General features: G+C 68.9%; 9 protein-coding genes. 2 read left to right on the forward strand and 7 right to left on the reverse strand.

What is annotated here, in order from left to right:
* Positions 1–19 precede the first annotated feature (19 nt).
* From OG230_RS03195 to OG230_RS03205, 3 genes are read right to left on the reverse strand one after another with little or no spacing between them, the layout of a single operon-like run.
* Complete coding sequence (locus tag OG230_RS03195) at positions 20–532, reverse strand: cobalamin B12-binding domain-containing protein (protein ID WP_328908593.1); 513 nt, start codon at positions 530–532, stop codon at positions 20–22.
* The gene (locus OG230_RS03200; protein ID WP_328908594.1) at positions 525–1778 is read right to left on the reverse strand and encodes a type III PLP-dependent enzyme; all 1254 of its coding nucleotides are present in this window, start codon (positions 1776–1778) and stop codon (positions 525–527) included. The genes OG230_RS03195 and OG230_RS03200 overlap by 8 nt, the downstream gene beginning before the upstream one ends.
* Positions 1775–3415, reverse strand: coding sequence for an AMP-binding protein (locus OG230_RS03205; protein WP_328908595.1), 1641 nt, complete (start codon positions 3413–3415; stop codon positions 1775–1777). Before OG230_RS03205 ends, OG230_RS03200 begins: the two co-directional genes overlap by 4 nt.
* A gap of 1847 nt (positions 3416–5262) precedes the next feature.
* On the opposite strand from OG230_RS03205, the gene OG230_RS03210 reads away from it, so the two are divergent.
* Positions 5263–12474, forward strand: coding sequence for a DNRLRE domain-containing protein (locus OG230_RS03210; protein WP_443051574.1), 7212 nt, complete (start codon positions 5263–5265; stop codon positions 12472–12474).
* A complete protein-coding gene (locus OG230_RS03215) occupies positions 12471–12737 on the forward strand; it encodes a hypothetical protein (protein WP_328908597.1) in 267 nt (88 codons plus the stop codon). The genes OG230_RS03210 and OG230_RS03215 overlap by 4 nt, the downstream gene beginning before the upstream one ends.
* A gap of 140 nt (positions 12738–12877) precedes the next feature.
* Here the strand turns inward: OG230_RS03215 and OG230_RS03220 are convergent, their stop codons facing one another.
* From OG230_RS03220 to OG230_RS03235, 4 genes are all read right to left on the reverse strand, one after another.
* The gene (locus OG230_RS03220; protein WP_328908598.1) at positions 12878–13447 is read right to left on the reverse strand and encodes a DinB family protein; all 570 of its coding nucleotides are present in this window, start codon (positions 13445–13447) and stop codon (positions 12878–12880) included.
* Between the two features lie 38 nt (positions 13448–13485).
* On the reverse strand, positions 13486–13860 hold the full coding sequence (locus tag OG230_RS03225) for a pentapeptide repeat-containing protein (protein ID WP_328908599.1): 375 nt from the start codon (positions 13858–13860) through the stop codon (positions 13486–13488).
* A 143-nt stretch (positions 13861–14003) separates the two neighbouring features.
* Positions 14004–14573 carry a GNAT family N-acetyltransferase gene (locus OG230_RS03230; RefSeq protein ID WP_328908600.1) on the reverse strand — a complete coding sequence of 190 codons (570 nt, stop codon included), beginning with the start codon at positions 14571–14573 and terminating at the stop codon, positions 14004–14006.
* A 183-nt stretch (positions 14574–14756) separates the two neighbouring features.
* The gene (locus OG230_RS03235) at positions 14757–18512 is read right to left on the reverse strand and encodes a S8 family serine peptidase (protein ID WP_328908601.1); all 3756 of its coding nucleotides are present in this window, start codon (positions 18510–18512) and stop codon (positions 14757–14759) included.
* Between the last annotated feature and the right edge of the window lie 121 nt (positions 18513–18633).

Here is an 18633-nt window from a genome sequence, read left to right on the forward strand (position 1 = left end):
GTCGGCCGCCGGGCTGGCTTCACGCGGTGATCCGGGGCCCGGGCAAGGCCCGGTTCCCGGCGGTCCGGGCGGAACTCTCCAGGACCTCGATGAAGGAGCGGAAGGCGATCACCGGGTCGGCGTCGTCGGGGAACACGGCGTCGAAACCGGCCTCGGTGAGCTGCTCGGAGAGCGCGTCGGCCTCGTCGGTGATGCCGAGCTTGCCGCCGATCACGGCCGGGGTCGCGGCGAGTTCGGGCTGCTCGCGCAGCCGGCGGATCATCCGCATCCCCTCCTGATGGCCGTGGCCGTTGACCGAGCTGACGACCAGCAGGTCGGGGGCGGTCTCCAGGCATTCCCGCACCAACAGGTCGTCGGGTACGCACGGGCCCAGGTTGATCACCCGGTAGCCGAGCTCCTCGATGAGCAGCTGGAGGTAGACCAGGTTCCAGGTGTGGGAGTCGGAGGCGACCGTGGTGACCACGACGGTGCCCTTGCTGCCCTGCGCGGGCAGCGTGCGTTCGGCGGGGGCCACCGCCGCCCCGTCAGACATCCGTCGGCTCCTCTTCGCGGCTGCGGCGGACATGCTCGATGCGCGAGACGGAGACCACCCCGTCCCGGTCGAGCACGACTTCGGTGGGCGCCGGGCGTCCCAGGAACATCAGCAGGCTGGCGGTCGGCCCGTAGGCGCCCGCGTTGGGCACGGTGACGATGTCGCCCTCGGTGAGCAGCGGCACCTCGACCTGCCGGCCGAGAAGGTCGCCGGGGGTGCACAACGGTCCTGCCAGGGTGGCGCGTTCGGTTTCGGCGCCGACGGCGACCTGGACCGTGACCGGCAGGAGCCGGCCGAGTCCCGACATCCCGCCGAAGCTGTTGATCCCGGTGTCCAGGATGACGAACTTCTGACCGCGGCTGACCTTCACGTTGCTGACGCCCGCGACCAGCGTGCCGCTGTCGCCGACCAGGTAACGGCCGGACTCGACGGCGACCTTGGGACTGTCCTCGCGCCAGGCGGGGAACGCCTCGTCCAGGGCCTCGGCGAGACCGGCGGCCAGGCCCGGGTAGCGGGCGCGCTCACCGGCCGTGGCGTACGGCACGGAGAATCCGCCGCCGATGTCCAGCAGCCGCAGGGGGACGCCGAGTTCCTCCTGGATGCGGGCCGCGGCGGTGATGGTGTGCCGGAACTCTCCGAGCAGCGCCTCCTCGTCGGCCGCGTTGCTCTGGGAGAACAGGTGCAGGCCGACGATGTCGGTTCCCGGCACGTCCCGCAGCTGCTCCGCCAGTTCCGGGACGGTCTCGCTGTCGATGCCGAACTGGGTGGGCTTGCCGGTCATCCGGATGCCCGTGCCGGCCGACCCGGTGGCGCTGTTGATACGCAGCAGGCAGTCGGCGGTCACACCGAGTTCGCAGGCCGCCGCGCCGATGTGCCGCAGGTCGCCCAGCGACTCGGCGGAGAACAGGCGTACGCCGCTCTCCAGGGCCGTGCGCAGTTCCTCGTAGGTCTTGCCGGGCCCGGTGTAGAGGACGTCTCTACCCGCGTAGCCCGCTTCCAGAGCTGCGGCGAGTTCGCCGGTGGAGCTGATCTCGGCGCGGCAGGAGGGGCCGTCGCCCTCGCGCAGGGTGCGTACGAGATCGACGTGCGGGTTGGCCTTGAAGGCGTAGTAGACCTCGAAGCCCTCAGGCAGTGACTGGAAGAGATCGTGGCGGGCGGCCCGTACCTTCTCCAGGTCGTAGATGTACAGGGGGGTGCCGTAGCGTTTGGCCAGATCCTCCGGATCCGGACCGGTGGGGGCGTTCACTTGTCTCTCCCGTCGAGCAGCCGGGCCAGTTCCTGTCGGGCGTTCTTGCCGTGCTGGGTCAGCGGGAACTCGGCCAGCGCACGGCAGATCGCCGGTACCTTGGCCGGCTCCAGACGGACCGCGAGTTCCTTGATGACGACCCTGGGGTCGAGTTCGGTCTCCACGAAGAGCGCGAGATCGTGCCGGTCGCCGGGCGGGACCGCCGCGGCGGCCCGGACACCGGGGATGTCCATGGCGGCGGCTTCGATCTCCAGCGTGCTCATGCGGAAGCCCTTGCGCTTGAACATGTCGTCGCGCCGGCCGCGGAAGTAGAGGTAGCCGTCGGCGTCGAGGCTGCCGTAGTCGCCGGTGTGCAGCCGCAGCTGCCCGGACTCCGCGTCGCGACGGAAGGTCCGTGCGCTCAGCTCGGGGGCGCCCCAGTAGCCGGGCATCACATGACCGCCCTCGGCCACGATCTCGCCGGTCTCGCCGACCGGCACCGGACGACCTTGCTCGTCCAGGATCAGGACCCGCGTGCCGGGCAGGGGCAGCCCGACGGCGTCGGGTCGCTCCTGGTCCTCCTCGGGGGGCATCACGGTGATCCGCTTGGCCTCGGTCTGGCCGTACTGGCGGACCACCCGTGAGCCGGGAAAGAGGTCCCGCAGCTCGTCGATGACCGAGGGCGGCAGCGCGGCTCCGGTGTTGGTGAACATCCGGACCGGGGGCACCTGACCGTCGGCACGGCGTCCCAGCTTGACGATCATGCTGGCGAGAGAGGGCACGGTGGGGACCACGGTCGCGCCGACCTCGCGCATCCGGCGCAGCAGGAGCAGGTCCTCCGCCCGGTCGGCGAGCACGATCTCGCTGCCGACGGCGCAGCTCATCAGGACCTTGTACAGGCCGTAGTCCCAGGACATCGGGAAGCGGCAGAACACCACGTCGTCCGCGCGGTAGCCGAGGGAGCTCACCAGCGCCCGGGTGGCGAAGGTGACCTGGGCGTGCGGACAGATCACCGCCTTCGGTGCCGCGGTGCTGCCCGAGGTGTAGATGAGGGCCGCCGGGTCCTCGGACCGCAGCGGGACCGGGGCCGTGCGGACCCCGCTGTCACGCAGCGCGGCGATCTCCGGCCAGATCTCCTCGAACAGGGTGCGGGACACCGGCCCGGCGGGGGCGTCGCCCTCGGCGGGGAGGATGAGTTCGCCCGCGCGGGCATCGCCGTCGTGGTCCGTGACGAACAGGGCCGGGCGGCAGTTCGCCACCACGGACCGCAGGTGGAACGGCTTCATCGCGGGGTTGAGCGGCACGAAGATGACTCCGCGGCGGGAGGCGCCGTAGAACATCGCCGCAAGTTCCCGGCCGGTGGGCAGCTGAACGACGAGCCGGTCCCCCGCTCCGAGACCGTGCCGCTCCAGCCAGACGGCCACGGCATGGCTCGCCTCGTCCAGTTCGGCGTAGCTCCACCGCCCGTCCGCGTCCCGGACAGCCGGTGCGTGGGGGGTGGCGGCTACGGCTTTGTCGAGCAGTTCATGGACGAATTCACCACCAGGGCCGTCGGCCGCCTCCGCGGCTCCGCCCACGGCTGGTATCTCGTCCGCACCTTCGATATCCGTGGCAGTGCCCGCCGACCGGCTGCCGCCCACGTGCGCATGGCTGTCCATTTCCAGACCCCGTCTCATAGCCCCGAAAACTGGCGACGGGGCAAACCGTAGAGACATTCGAACCGCGCTCCACACCCCTAGCCGCCCTTAATCACCCCTGGGTAACTGCGTCACCACGACGCCCGGTGATGCGGTGAATGCGAGGTGACCGCAGCAGACGAAAAGCACGTCTCCGCACGTGGCGAGGGATGCCACGGGGCACCCGGTCGAGCCATGACCGGGCTCCCGCAGACCGCTACGGGGCCTGGTCGGACCACTGGGGTACGCGAAGGGACCACGGCCGCGGACACTCCACGGCAGCCGATGTCCGTACGCCGGGTCGTCGCGTCGTTGATTCGTCGCGTCGTCGGGATCACTCACGGCCTCGGCACGGCGCGGGCGGGTCAGCACGCATGCGATAGCGCGGCAGCCATTACCCGGATGGCTGCGGTAAGACGAATTCCCTGCGCTCTTCAGGGCTCAGAAACCGCCGGTCCCACTCACGCGCCCGAACATCGTCCCCATGGCCGGATCTGCACGCCGAGTCCACCTTCTCGCGCGCATTACACCATCGGACCAGTCGATCGCCAGGCGGCACAGAAATGGGGCATGTCGACCCCTCATCAGCGGGCCGCCATCAGTGAAATGACCTATATGCGTAATCGGTTGACGAAGTATCAGCCCCATGATGCAAGATCACCCCGCCACGATTGGTTGCTTCCGGCGAGGCCAATTTCCGCATGCGGAAATTGGCCTGATTCGGCATTTCCTGAGGTGCCCCGGTCGAACTCAGGTCCACACGACCGGCGGCGCAGTGGCCACGCCGGCGTGCCAGAGCTCCCCTTTCGCGTGCGCGCGGGAGGGGCGCTGATGAAGGGAATGGCGTGAAAGTCAGATTCGGGCGGGCTGCTGCCTGCCTTGTGGTGTCGGCGGTCGCTTCGACGTTGTTGCCGCAAGTCGCTTATGCGGCTGAGGTGTCGGGCGATGACGGCAGCGGAATCGTCGATGCCGTCAAGGGCTGGTTCTCCGACAGTGAGGGCGAGAACGAGCCAGAGGCGCCCAGGACGGGTGGAAGTCCTCTTCTGCCGAGCCGGGAGAAGCTGCCGGTGGGGAAGGCGGCTCCGAAGGCGAAGCGGGTTGCGGAGCTGACGGACCGGCGGACGGCGAATCAGCGGTTCTGGCGGTTGTCGGACGGCCGGGTGCAGACCGAGGTGTCGGTCGAGCCGACCGGCTACCGCTCGGGGAAGTCGTTCAAGAACATTGATCCGACGGTCACCGAGACCGACGCCAAGGGCTTCGCGCTGGCGAACACGACGAACGCGGCGCGCAGTTGGTTCGGTACGGACGCGGGGAAGCTGCTGCGTTTCGAGGCCGACGGCCATGCGGTGACGCTGGGCCTTCAGGGTGCGGGAAAGCTCGCACCGGTGGCCGACGGCAACACCGTGACGTACAAGAACGCGGTGCCGGGCGCGGACCTGTCCTATGTGGTGGGTCCGGGCCGGGTGAAGGAGAACATCGTTCTCGCGGAGCGGCCCACGGGTCCGGTGTCGTTCACGTTCACGCTGGACGCGGGCGGGCTGACGCCGAAGTCGGGCAAGGACGGCTCGGTCGAGTTCTACGGCGAGGCTCCGAATCCGGTTCTCGTGATTCCCGCCGCGTTCATGACGGACGCGAAGAAGACCGCGACCGCCCCCTACGGTGCCGGTTACAGCCCCGCCGTGGAGCAGAAGCTCACCAAGTCCGGTAAGGACTGGAAGCTGACGGTCACACCGGATGCGAAGTGGCTGGCCGCGAAGGAGCGGCAGTACCCGGTCACGGTCGATCCGACGATCACGATTGCGCCGACGCCGTCTTCGGCGCAGGACGTGATGATTTCCTCGGACGGCCCGGCGTCGAACTACGACGACAACTGGCGCCTGTCGGTCGGTAATACGAGTACGGGCTCCTCGCGGGCCCTGATCCGCTTCCCCCTCGGCACCGTCCCGGCGGGTACCAAGCTGGATTCGGCCGATCTGAAGCTGTACTACGACCAGACGCACACCGCGGGTGACACCGAGGTGCAGCTGGAGGCGCACCGGGCCACGCAGCCGTGGTCCGAGGCGGACGCGACGTGGAACAGCGCGAACACCTTCACCGGTGAGCTGTCCGGTACCTCGGTGCTCGTCGATGACGGTGACGCGGGGCGGACCGCTGCGGTGGGTGCCTGGCCGGCGTCGGCGAACACGGCGTACACGCAGTACGCGACGAACCAGGACTACCTCTACAACAAGGACACGGTCGCCGGGGACACCTACACCTGGCAGCCGAGCCTTCCGGAGGACGGTGACTACCAGGTCGAGACGCACTACGTCCCGGCCACCGACCGTGCCACCAACACCCCCTACACCGTGACCTACAACGGTGGGACCAAGGCGTACACGGTCAATCAGCAGGCCGGCACCGCCGGTGTGTGGAAGACCCTGGGTACGCACCCGTTCAAGGCGGGCACCCTCGGCAAGATCGTCCTCGGTGACGGTCCCGCCTCCACGACGACGACCGTTCTGGCCGACGCCGTCCGCTTCACGAAGGGCGGTGTGGTCACGAAGAAGCCCAATGAGCTCAACGCGTGGCACACCTTCCCGGTGACCAAGACGGTCCAGTCGTGGATCGACGGGACGAACACCAACAACGGTTTCGTCATCAAGGCCGGTGACGAGAGCGCGAACGGCCCCAAGGGCGGGCCGCGTTACGAGGGCAGCGAGTTCGGCTACGCGGGCGAGTCCGCGAACTACCCCAAGCTCGTGCTGACCTACGGCCGCCAGGGCGTCGACCTCGCCGCCCCGACGACCATCCACGACACCGGCGCGGAGCTGAACTGGTCGACGTACGTCGACCCGTCCGCCGCGAACACGGATGACGACCTGGTCGAGTACCAGGTCCACCGCTCGATCAACCAGACGTTCACCCCGTCCGCCGCCACGATGGTCGCTCCCGTCGCACCGGGTACCACGGCCTTCACCGACACGTCCGCCGTGCCGACCAAGGCCGACGATCCGGATCCGTTCGGTCGTGCGTACTACTACATGATCGCGGTGAAGACGAAGGACCGTCAGGTCCTGCCCGCGCAGACGCAGTTGGTCAGGCTCCCCAAGGCGGGGCGCACGACCAAGGTGCTGGAAGCGTCCGCGGACACCACTCTCTCCTCGGCTGAGCCCGCGCTCGCGCATGACACGCTCACCGAGGGTGGTCCGCAGACCTGGATCTCGGCGGGGAACAACTCCCTCACCTACGGTGACACCCGTGCGCTGCTGAAGTTCCCGGCGCTGGGCATCCCCGCGACCGCACGCGTCCTGGATGCGACGGTACGGCTCTGGGGTACTCAGACCAGCCAGGAAAACGCTGGTGCGATCTACGAACTGAAGCCCCTGACGAAGGACTTCGACGAGACCGCCACCTGGACCAAGGCGAACGCGACGACCAACTGGACCGCTCCGGGCGGTGACGTCGGTGCGACCGTGTCGGACACCGGGTCGATGACGAACGACCCGGCCCGCCACGACTGGAACGTCACCTCGCTCGCCCAGTCCTGGGTGACCACCCCGGCGTCCCAGAAGGGCGTCGCCATCAAGATGGCCGACGAGTCCCTCCAGCAGGAACGCACCCTGTTCCTGTCCTCCGAGGGCGCCGAGGCCAAGCTCCACCCGAAGATCGTCGTCACGTACATCGACTCGACGACCGCCTCGACGTACTTCGCGCCGCAGACCCCGGCCCGGATGACGCCGAACACCACCTACACGGTCGACTTCAACCTCACCAACACCACGTCCTCGGCGTGGGCGGCCGGTGAGCGGGAGCTGTCCTACACCTGGAAGCTGCCCGACGGCACGGACGTGACCAACGGTGGCAACCAGATCGCCACGCCGGTCCCGGCACTGGATCCCGGCGAGTCCGCCGCCCTCCAGGCTCAGGTGAAGACCCCGATCAACTCGGACTCCGGGAACAAGCGCACCGACTACGTCCTGGGCTGGGACGTCCGCAAGATATCCGACGGCTCCTGGCTGTCGGCCGGTACCGGTGCCATTCCGTCCCTGGTGCAGAACGTCGCGGTCGAGGATCCCACCTCCAACACCCTCGGGATGGAGAAGTTCTACTCCTACACCGGCAAGAACACCGGTGCCGGCTCGACGGTGATGAACAACCTCTCGGCCGGTAACAGCGTCTGGTCGTACAACGCGTTCACCAACCCCGGTCGCGGGCTCACGACCTTCGCGCGGTTCGCCTACAACTCCCTCGACACATCCGACACCGTTCTCGGTGCGGGCTGGTCGGGGCAGGCCGCCGGTCCCATCCGGATGGGTGCACCGCTGGAGTTCCACCCCAAGCCCCACCCGACCGAGATCAGGCTCCCCGACGGCGACGGCACCACCCACGTCTTCCGTGAGCAGCCCGACGGCAGCTGGAAGGCCCCGGCCGGTGTCCACTACAAGCTGGCCGCCAAGCCGGGACTGGACTGCACCCCGCTGAAGGACCCGGTTCCCGACGCGTGGACGCTGACGCGCCCCGACGGCACTCGGTTCATTTTCGGCTGCGACGGCTACATGACGTCGACCGTCGACAACAACGGCAACGCGCAGACTCACACGTACGAAGAGCGCAAGTCCAACAACAAGCCGACCAAGTTCCTGACCTACATCACGGACCCGGCCGGCCGTCAGTCGCTCACCGTCGAGTACTACAAGAAGGGTGACGCGTCCTACGACTACATCAACGACTCGGGCGCGAAGGTCACCGGCTCGAACCTGACCAACTCCAAGATCTACGACCACGTGAAGTCCATGACGGACATCTCGGGCCGCAAGATCTCCTTCTACTACACCGACAAGGGCCTGCTCGGCCAGCTCACCGACGGTGTCGGCTCCAGCCAGCCGAAGAACTTCAAGTTCACCTACGACGCCACCCAGGGCAACAAGAACGTCAAGCTGGTCAAGGCCGTCGACCCGCGGGGCAATGGCACCTCGCTGGCCTACAACACACCGCAGGCCGGTGACGACCCGAAGTTCCACTGGTGGACCAAGAGTGTCACCGACCGGCTGAACAACGCCTCGACGTACGTCTACCAGGCGAACGCCTCGAACGCGAAGTTCATCGACGCCAAGGTCACCGACGCCGAGGGCCGCGCCACCAACTATGTGCTCGACGACTTCGGCCGTCAGGTGCAGGTCACGAACGCCAAGTCCGAGACCACCAAGATGAACTGGGACGCGGACAACAGCGTCACGTACATCGAGGAGGCCAACGGAGCCAAGTCGGCCTTCTGCTACGACCAGAAGACCGGCTACCCGCTGCGTGAGTGGGACGCCGAGACGACCAAGAGCTGGACGTCCGCGCAGCTGGTCGCCACCTACTACTGCGACCCGGCCAACGAGGGCAGCCTGCCCGGCGCGGCCAAGTTCGCCTACACCACCCGCCTGGACGGCTACTCGGCGGACCTGACCGTCAAGACGTCCCCGGAGGGCCGCAAGTGGAACTTCGGCTATGACTCCTTCGGCAACCTGACGGCGGTCACCGACCCCAAGGGTGTCGCCACCACGACGGTGGGCGACTACACCACGAAGTACGAGTACGACGTCTACGGCCAGCAGACCAGGACCGTCGACGCCAACGGCAACTCGAGCGTGAACGCGGACTTCGAACCCAGTGGGTATCCGAAGACGATCACGGACGCGGAGAACCACGCCACGACGTTCGTCTACGACGAGCGGGGCCAGGTCACCACGGTCACCGACGCCCTGCAGAAGACCACCACGCAGACCTACGACACCTTCGGCCGACCGATGGTCAGCAAGGTGCCGAAGGACCAGGCGGCCGGGGTCTACATCACCACGCTGGCGCCCGACTACGACGCCAACGACAACGTCACCCGGTCCACCGACCCGGCGGGTGTGCCCACCACCGCGGTGTACGACGCAGGGGACCAGCTCAAGGAATCCACGGGCCCCGACAACAACGTCATCGGCCGCAAGACCGCCTACACCTACGACAAGGTCGGCAACCTCAAGACGACGACCGAGCCCAAGGGCGTGGCCACCACCACGGACGCCACGGACTTCGTCACCACCAACCACTACGACGCCGCCTACCAGCTCACCAGCGTGGTGGACTCCAAGGGCGACAAGCTCTCCTACGAGTACGACAACGTCGGCAACATGGTGACGGTCGTCGACCCGAAGAAGAACGCCACCGCCGACACCACCGACTACACGTCCAAGTCCACGTACGACCTCAACCACCGGGTCGTCAAGGGAACCGACTCGGCGGGCAAGTACACCACCACGGTGTACGACAAGGACTCGCTGGTGGTCGCGGCCACGGACAAGGAGCGCAACAAGACCGAGCTCCTCTACGACGAGCGTTCCATGCCCGTCGAGAAGAAGGAGCCCTACGAGGGCACCACGGTCCGCAGCACCAAGTTCGAGTACGACCAGGTCGGCAACCGGACCAAGGTCATCACCCCGCGCGGCGTGAACACCTCCAACACCGAGGACTTCACCCTCCGCACGGAGTACGACAAACTCAGCCGGGCGGTCAAGGAGTTCCAGCCCTACGACCCGGCCGATGCCCGCTTCAACAGCCCGAACGTCTACACCCAGACGGTGTTCGACGCTGTCGGCCAGGTGACCAAGGTGTCGGCGCCGCCGTCGTCGGGCGAGACGGCCCGTAACGAGACCACCTACACCTACTTCGACAACGGCTCGGTCAGAACGTCCACCGACACGTGGGACATCCGGACCGCGTACGAGTACGACACCAGCGGCCGGCAGACCACGCGCACCCTGACCGGTGCGGGCGGCTCGCCCTCGCGGACCATGACCACCGGCTACTGGCCGGACGGGTCCATGAAGACCCGTACGGACGCGCCTTCCGCGGGCGCGGAGCGCAAGTCCTTCGCCTACGCCTACGACGCCAACGGCAACACCACGTCGATCAACGACACCTCCGCTGGTGCCGGGATCGACGCGTACACGATGACCTACACCGGCCTCAACCAGGTCGAGAAGGTCACCGAGGCGCTGGCCGGTGAGGCGAAGAAGACCACGTCGTACGTGTACGACGCGAACGGCCAGCCGGACAGCGTGACGCATCCGGACCAGTACTCCCAGTTCACGTACGACCCGCGCGAGCTCGTCAAGTCGGTGAAGGTCGGCGAAACGCCGACCGACGCCACGCCGGAGCTGACCGAGTACACCTACACCGACCGCGGCAAGATGCTGCGAGAGACCAAGGCCAACAAGAACACGGTCGACTACGCCTACTTCCTCAACGGGGCGCTCAAGAGCACCACGGAGAAGAAGTCCGGCGGCGCGCTGGTCGCCTCGCACGTCTACACCTACGACGCCAACGGCAACAAGGCGCAGGACGTCGCGAAGAAGATGAACGCCGACAACCACTCGGCGTACCTCGACAGCACCAGCGACTTCGTCTACGACCCGGCCGACCGGATCGGGAAGGTCACCAAGACGGGTAGCGGTGCCGGCACCGAGACCTACGTCCACGACAACAACGCCAACGTCATCAGCCAGACGGTGAAGGGCGTCTCGACGACCTTCGACTACGACCGCAACCGGCTGACCACCGCCACCTCCGGCGGGATCGCGGCGACGTACAACTACGACGCCTACGGCCGGCTGGACACCGTCGTCTCCGGCGGCAAGACCGTGGAGGACAACACCTACGACGGCTTCGACCACGTCACGGAGCACACCAAGCTCCAGCCTGACGGCTCGTCGAAGACGACGAAGTACAAGTTCGACCCGCTGGACCGCAAGACGGCCAAGACCGAGGGCACCAAGACCACCGACTACAACTACCTCGGTACCGGTGGCGAGGTGCTCGACGAGCGGGTGGCGGGTGAGATCACCAAGTCCTACCAGTACAGCCCGTGGGGCAAGCGCCTGTCGCAGATCAAGCACGGCAGCGACGGCACCGAGGAGCTCGGGGTCTACGGCTACAACAGCCACACCGATGCCGAGATCCTCACGGACAGCACGGGTGACACCAAGGCGACGTACGGCTACACCGCCTACGGCAAGGACGACGAGGCCGAGTTCACCGGCATCGACAAGCCCGAGGCGGCCCAGCCGGACAAGGAGGCGTACAACCCCTATCGCTTCAACTCCAAGCGGTGGGACGCCGCTTCGGGTACGTACGACATGGGCTTCAGGGATTACAACCCGGGCCTGAACCGCTTCACCACGCGGGACATGTACAACGGTGCCCTTGCCGACATGCGGCTCGGCAGCGACCCGTACACCGGAAACCGGTACGCCTTCTCGGGCGGTAACCCGGTCAGCAATGTCGAGCTCGACGGGCACTGCTTCGGAATCGACTGGTGCGAGAGCGCGGTCGACGCCACCGGGGACGCCATCGCGGACACCGCGAGCGGTATCTACATGGGCACCGGTGAGGTCTTCTACGGACTGGTGTCGAACATTCCGGACACGGCGTCGTACGCCGGCTGGATGGTCGACGGCGACTGCTGGAACGGCGGGGCCGGTGCGCCCGGCTGCGACTACGGCGCCACGTTCGACAACTGGGCCGCGAGTCAGGGCTACAACACCGACAAGTGGACGTACACCCTGCCCAGCATGGTGGCGGATCTGGTCGGCAGGAAGCCCTCCATGACGCCGTCGCCGGGGGCCATGCCCAAGAAGAAGACGCCGCCCGCGCCGAAGCCCAAGACGCCGACCACGCCGAAGCAGGAGAAGTACGGCGACAGGGACGGTTACATCTCGCTCTTCAAGGCGCCGCAGAGCGGGAAGGGAGCGGGTCAGTACAAGAACGGATACCAGGCGGCGGACTTCCCTGATTCGGCTAAGGAGAAGGGTGCGGCGTACTTCGGAAGGAAGTACAGCCTGGTGGACGAGAAGTACGCTCGGTACTACGGGGACGGCATCATCGAGATCCGCATCCCCGAGGACGACTACAATCGCTACTTCAAGGGCTACGAGAAGGCGTACGAAGGCGGCGACGAAGTAGAGGTGCCGGTACCTACCGAGATGTTCGGTCGGCTGAACTCGTACGAAAGACTGTGGCACAGGTGACAGAAGACGAATGGGACGCCGCCAAGCGGAAGTTCCCCTATGGGTCCACGGTCAACGGCACCGTCAACCAGGTCGCGCCCTTCGGAATCTTCATTTCGGTGGAGGGTCTGCACCTGAGTGAGGCTTTCGCGGATGTAGCGGGAATGCATCACGGGGGCGCCGACGGTTCTACGGTGCTCTGGCCCGAGGTGGGTGATTCGGTCACCGGCGTCGTGGTCGAGCACACAGAACGCAACCATCAGCTCAAACTTCATCTGAGGTAATCGAGCCGAAGGCTCGAAGCGTCGAGATGAGAGGAACGGCCCGCCGGTTCATCCGGCGGGCCGTTTCCGTGTCGTTCTCGGGTGACCACGTGCGCGTGACGCACGGGAACTTCGGCGGCGGGTTCAGTCCCCAGCCCGCGTCACTGCCCCACTCTTCCGTCGATGCACTCGCGCAACAGGTCGGCCTGCCCGCAGTGACGGGCGTACTCCTCGATCCTGTGCACCATCAGCTCCCGAACCGCGATCCCGTCCTTCCCCAGACGCTCGCCCAGGTCCGGGTGCTCGGCCAGTGCCGCATCGGTCGCGGCCTGCTCGCGCGCCAGGGTGGCGTACGCGGCGTCGACCTCGGCCTGCTCGCCGACGGCTCCGTCGAAGTCCGCGTCCCGCACGCCGTACAGCTTCGGCAGCGGATCACCGTCGCTGATCCAGTTGCGCCAGTCCAGTTCCACCTCGGCGAGGTGCCGCAGCAGACCGAGCAACGACATCGTCGACGGCGGGACCGACCGACGGGCCAGCTGCTCGGCGTCCAGGCCCTCGCACTTCATCCGCAGGGTCATGCGGTAGCTCGTGAGGAAGTCCTGGAGCGTCGCGAGCTCACCGTCCGGACTGACTCCTTCGCTGTTGCGGGGGTCGTCGTCCGGGTCCGCCCACATATCGGGGTAGACGGTTGCCTGGGTCCATCGTTCGGGCTGATCACTCATGTGGTCCATGGTCGTCCGTGGGGACTCGCAGCCGCCAGCCCTTTTCCTCACCGTCGGCGCACGCGGGGCGGCCATCCGATGACCTCGTCCGCCCGGACGTTCCGCAGGGACGCTCCCTCGAACCGGGCCCCGGTGACGTCGGTCAGCCCGAACGGGGGCCTGCCGGTGTTCACGCTGCCGAACCCGGCATCGGACAGATCGGTGTCGCGCAGGTCAGCGCCCCGGAGATCGCATCCGGCCAGGCCGACCTGGCGCAGCGAGGCCCCTCGCAGATCCGCACCGCCGAAGTCGCAGAACGTGAACCGGCACCCGTCCAGGGTGGCGTGGCGCAGATCGGCCCCGACGAACGAGCAGCGGGTGAACCGCAGCTGGGACGTGCGGACGGAAGCGAGGTCCAGGCGCGTGAAGTCCTCTCCGTTCACGGCCGCATACCTGTGGAGCCCGGCAAGTCGGTGTCTCGCGGTCGGCGGCGTGGTCATGTGCGCCAGCGTGTCAGCCGGACGGGCGGGAGTCGCCCGGATTTCCTGAGGGCAGCGGTTCGCCGCTCACGGTCGGCAGGCCGGCGCTACGACTCCGAGCCACCGTGGCGGGTGGGTGCGTCGGCCGGCCGGTCGATCCGGTAGACGTAGTGGGCCCGGCTGTCAGCCGGGTTGTCGGGGTCCAGCTCGGCGGTGCCGATCCTGTGCAGCCCGGCCTTCTCCAAGGCCCGCCACGACGCCCGGTTGTCCGCATGGACGGGGACGACGACGGCGGACACGTCCGGCCAGTCGGTCCAGGTGGCCGCCACGATCGCCCGGATGACGCGCGGGCCCAGCCCCACCCCCACCCTCGCGGGGTCACCGAGCAGGTAGTCGATCGTGACCGCCGCCTCGGGCACGTCGATCTGCCCGGCCAGCTCCGCGCGGTATGCGGGGTAGTCCGCGAACCGACACCGCTGAACCAGCGCCACCGGGGTGCCGTCCAGCATGACGACGAGGTCGTCGGACGGCTCCTCCCCCCGGGCCGCCGGCCCGAAGTCCCGCGCGACCGCCTCCGGTGACGTGTCGTGGTGCCACCACCGGGCCACGTGCGGCTGGGCCAGCCATTCCCGCAACAGCCCGAAGTCCGCCTCGGCCACCCTTCGCCACGTGATCACAGTGCCTCCTCGGCCGAGCCGGGTTCTGCTGCCATGGCGGAACGGTATCCGGCAGGCCCGCTGCCCTCGGCAGGAGCAGAGGACACCGCGGAAGCCCCCCCCCAGGACGCGGACGTACCTCGGCCGCCGATCCCGAGCCGTGAGCAGGCGGCGGGGATCAGCGGCCGAGGAGAACGGGGCCTGTCAGCGCAGTTCGTACGCCCGGATCACGGTCTGGCTCACCTCCGCCCCGTGGCCGTCGGCGAGGGTGACACGCAGGTGCGCGAACGTGCCCGCGGGGGCGTCGGCCGGGAGGTGGGCCTGCCACCTTCCGCCGGCGCGCACCACGCGCGCCGGGTGCCAGTCGGTGACCGCGTCGACGGTGGTCTGGTCGCCGTAGGCGTACTCCAGGCGGACATCGTCCAGGTCGACCGGGCGGGCCGCTCCGTCGGCGACGGCGCTCAGGCCGATGAGGGTCTCCTCGGCCGCGGGCCGCGCGTTGCGCAGGTCGGACGGGACGTCGAGTACCGGGATCAGCAGACGCTGGGTTCCCTGGTCCTCCGGACCTGTGCGGAACGTCCACTCGGTGCCGTAGGCGAGGCCCGTACGGTCCGCGGCCGACGCCAGGCGGCGCCACTGCTGGCGGAACGTCACTTCGGCGGGATCCTGCGGAAGGGTGTACATACCGGAGACCGGGATCTGCGGCTCGCCGTTCACGAGCAGCTGGCGGGTGCCGAAGTCGTTGCGGGCGAGGGTGGAATCGTGGCCGCCGGCGTCACCCACCGGCGCGATGACCCAGCTGAGACGGTCGCCGTCGCGTGTCATCAGCGCCCGGTCGTAGGTGTTGAGCACCGGGCCGTAGGGCGACTTGTACCACTCGGCGGTCGTGCGGCCCTTTTCGGCCGCGCGCGGGCCGTCGTAGGCGGTGCCGCCGTACGGGCCGAGGTCCCGGCGCATCAGCGTCGTCCAGGTCGGGCCGCCTCCGTCGTCGGACGGCGTGAAGAACTCGGTGCGGCGCTGGGGTGCGTGCACCGGCAGTGTGGTGCCGCCGGCCCAGACGGCGGGCATACCGGGCAGGCCGACCTGGACGTCCGACCAGTAGGTCGTGTCGGCGCTGCTCTGGACGTGGTAGCGGGTGTCGGTCCGGGCCAGGCGGGAGTCGTGGACCCGCTTCTTCCCTGGGACGACCGAACCGTGGGCGGAGTACGCCAGGTTGTAGACGTAAGGACTGCGGGTGGTCGCCGTGCCGGACCAGGAGACGGTGGGTGCTCCCTGCGCCGACTCGGCCTGGATCGCCAGGGAGTCGTCCCAGGTGATGGTGGCCAGGGGCACGCCTTCGGAGCCGATGAGCTGGAAGCGGCCCTCCGTGTCCGGGGACGCCGCCAGCACTCCGACGGCTCCGGCCTGCGCGGCGGCCTTCTCCCAGGTGTACGCGTTTCCTCCGCCGGTACCCGCGTCGACGAGGGCGATCCGGCCCTTGAGCTCGTGGGCGGCGAAGTTGGCGTCCGTCCCCTTGCCGATGTGGACCACCTCGGCCGAGCCCCGGCCGTCGAACTCCGTGGCCTTCTGCACGGGGAGGCTGTCGAGGGTGCGTCCACCGGCGGTGGTGAGCCGCGCGAGGGGCGCGGTCAGCCGCGCCGAGGCGAGGAAGGTGAGCCGGTCGTCACGGCGTACGGGCTGGGCGTACACCGCCTTCACGTACGACGGAACGGCCGTCAGGTACCCGGCCTTGAGCTGCCGCGCGTCGTCGAGGCCGAACCCCACGCCCAGAGCGAAGCCGTTCGCCTGGCCGGGCCGGTCCGTGTCCCAGGAGATCCGCTCCGCGTCGCGGGCGTCGAGGGTGACGGTGGTGTCGCCCGAGACGGTGACCTGCGGGCGGTACAGCTGGGACACGGAGTCCACGCTGCCGATGTTCCCGGGTTCGTCGCGCGTCATCACGACCCCGCCGAGCGCGTAGGTACCGAGCGGCACGCGGATCGTGGTGCTGCCCGCCTCCGGGTAGCCGAGGGTGTAACGGGCCGCCGTGTCGCGGTGGTCGTCGAACACCTGGAACGTCGACGGGGAGACGGCCGGCTCACCGTGCCGGTCCAGGCCCTTGACGGTGAGGTCGGCCGACGGCGCCTCCATGTGCACGCCGAACGGGACGACGACTCGGACGCCGCCGCGTGCGGTGCCGACCAGGCGGCCGGTGAGGGTGCCGTACTGTCCGGCCGCCAGGTGGACGGACGGGTCGATACGGAGCGGTACGTCGGCCGTGCCGCCCGCGGGGACGGTGACCGAGGTGCGGGCGGGCCGGGCGAACCCGTTCACCCTGTCGCCGTCGTCGCCCCGGACGTCGTCGACGGCCAGGTCGAGCCTGACGTCGGAGTCGCCGAGGTTGGTCAGGGTGACCTGCTTCTCCACGGGGGCGAGGCCCGCCTGCGGGTACGCGAAGTCACCGAGCAGCGGCGCGGGCGCGCCGACGACCGGCTGGGTCACGGCGCGTGCCACGTCCATGGGGCCCGCGCCCTGTTCCAGGACGGGTACGTCGGTGGCCTTGGCGGACGAGGTCAGGGTGGCCTTGAGCAGGGCCGGGGTCAGCTCGGGGTTCTGCTGGAGCAGCAGCGCCGCGCCGCCCGCGACGTGCGGGGTGGCCATCGAGGTGCCGGACATCTTCTGGTACGCCTGGCCGTCGCGGCCTCCCGACCGGGCGGCGACGACGCCGACGCCCTGCGAGGCGATGTCGGGCTTCGCGGAGACGCCGTCCACCGAGGGGCCGCGGCTGGAGAAGGAGGCCGTGTCGTCTTCGCGGTCGACCGCGCCGACGGTGAGGGCGCTCGGCGCGCAGCCGGGCGTGGACACGGTGCCGCGCAGGGACGCGTTGCCCGCCGCGACGACGAAGAGGGCCCGGTCGCTGAGGCGTTCGACGGCCTCCACGCCCGGTCCCGAGCAGCTCGACGAGCCGGAGGAGCCCAGCGACATGGAGACGACCTGCGCGCCGCGTTCCACGGCCCACTCCATGCCGTCGACGATGCCGCTGAGGGTGCCGGAGCCGTCGTCGCCGAGGACCTTGCCGATGAGGAGACCGGCCTTGGGGGCCATTCCCGCGTACGTGCCGTCGGACGCGGCGCCGGTTCCGGCGACGGTCGAGGCGGTGTGGGTGCCGTGACCGGTGCGGTCCTCGGTGTCCTGGCCGCCGACGAAGGACTTGGTTTCGAGGAGGCGGCCGGCGAGGTCGGGGTGGTCGGCGTCCACCCCGGTGTCCAGGACCGCGACCTTGACGCCGCTGCCGTCGAGCCCGGCGCGGTGCGCGGCCCCGGCGCCGGTGAGGGGGACGGTCGGGGTGCCGAGGCCGGAGACGGCGGTGCCCTCGACCTTGGCGTCGAGCCAGATCTTGGTGACGCCGGTCGCGGACCGGGACCGGCCCGCCGTGGGGGCGAGGTCCTGCCAGGCGTCGGCCGCCCGCGTCTTCGCGACGGTGAGTCCGGCCCCTCCGAGGGATTCGAGCCGGGCGGTGACCTCGGTGCCGACGGCGATGCCGCGGGGGGTGCGGCCACCGGCGTACTCGACGACGACGGGTACGGCGTCGCTGTGCGCGTCGTCGTAGCCGTCGGCGACGAGCCTGCCTATGTCGAAGAGTGCCGCGTCGACCAGTCCCGCGTCCACGAGTTGTTCGACACCCTGCGGGAAGACGTGGACGCTCTCGCCGTCCTGCCAGACGGCGGCGGCGTGGTCGTTGGCGCCGTTGGTGCGCGGGGCCGCGGACAGGACCCGGCCGTCGCGGCCGACGCGGGCGTCGACGATGTCACCGGTGATCAGGGTGACGGTCACGGAGCGGCCCCGGTCGCCGGCGGTCGCCGTGGCGAGGGAGACCGTGCCGTCGCCCGCGGTGTCGGCCGAAGCCGCCGGGGATCCGGCGGCGAGCAGGGCGACGGCGGCGAGACCGCCCGCCGTTCTGCGCCATGGTCCGGTGCGTCGCATAGGTGTGCTCCAGGAAGGAAGGGATCTTGGTGATGAGCAGCCTGACCAATTCCCCGGCGCCACGGGGGCGTGTGGGCTGGCGACTGGGCGTCATGACGCAATCCCGTCAGGGCGCGCGGGC

This window comes from Streptomyces sp. NBC_00234, from assembly GCF_036195325.1.
GTDB lineage: Bacteria > Actinomycetota > Actinomycetes > Streptomycetales > Streptomycetaceae > Streptomyces.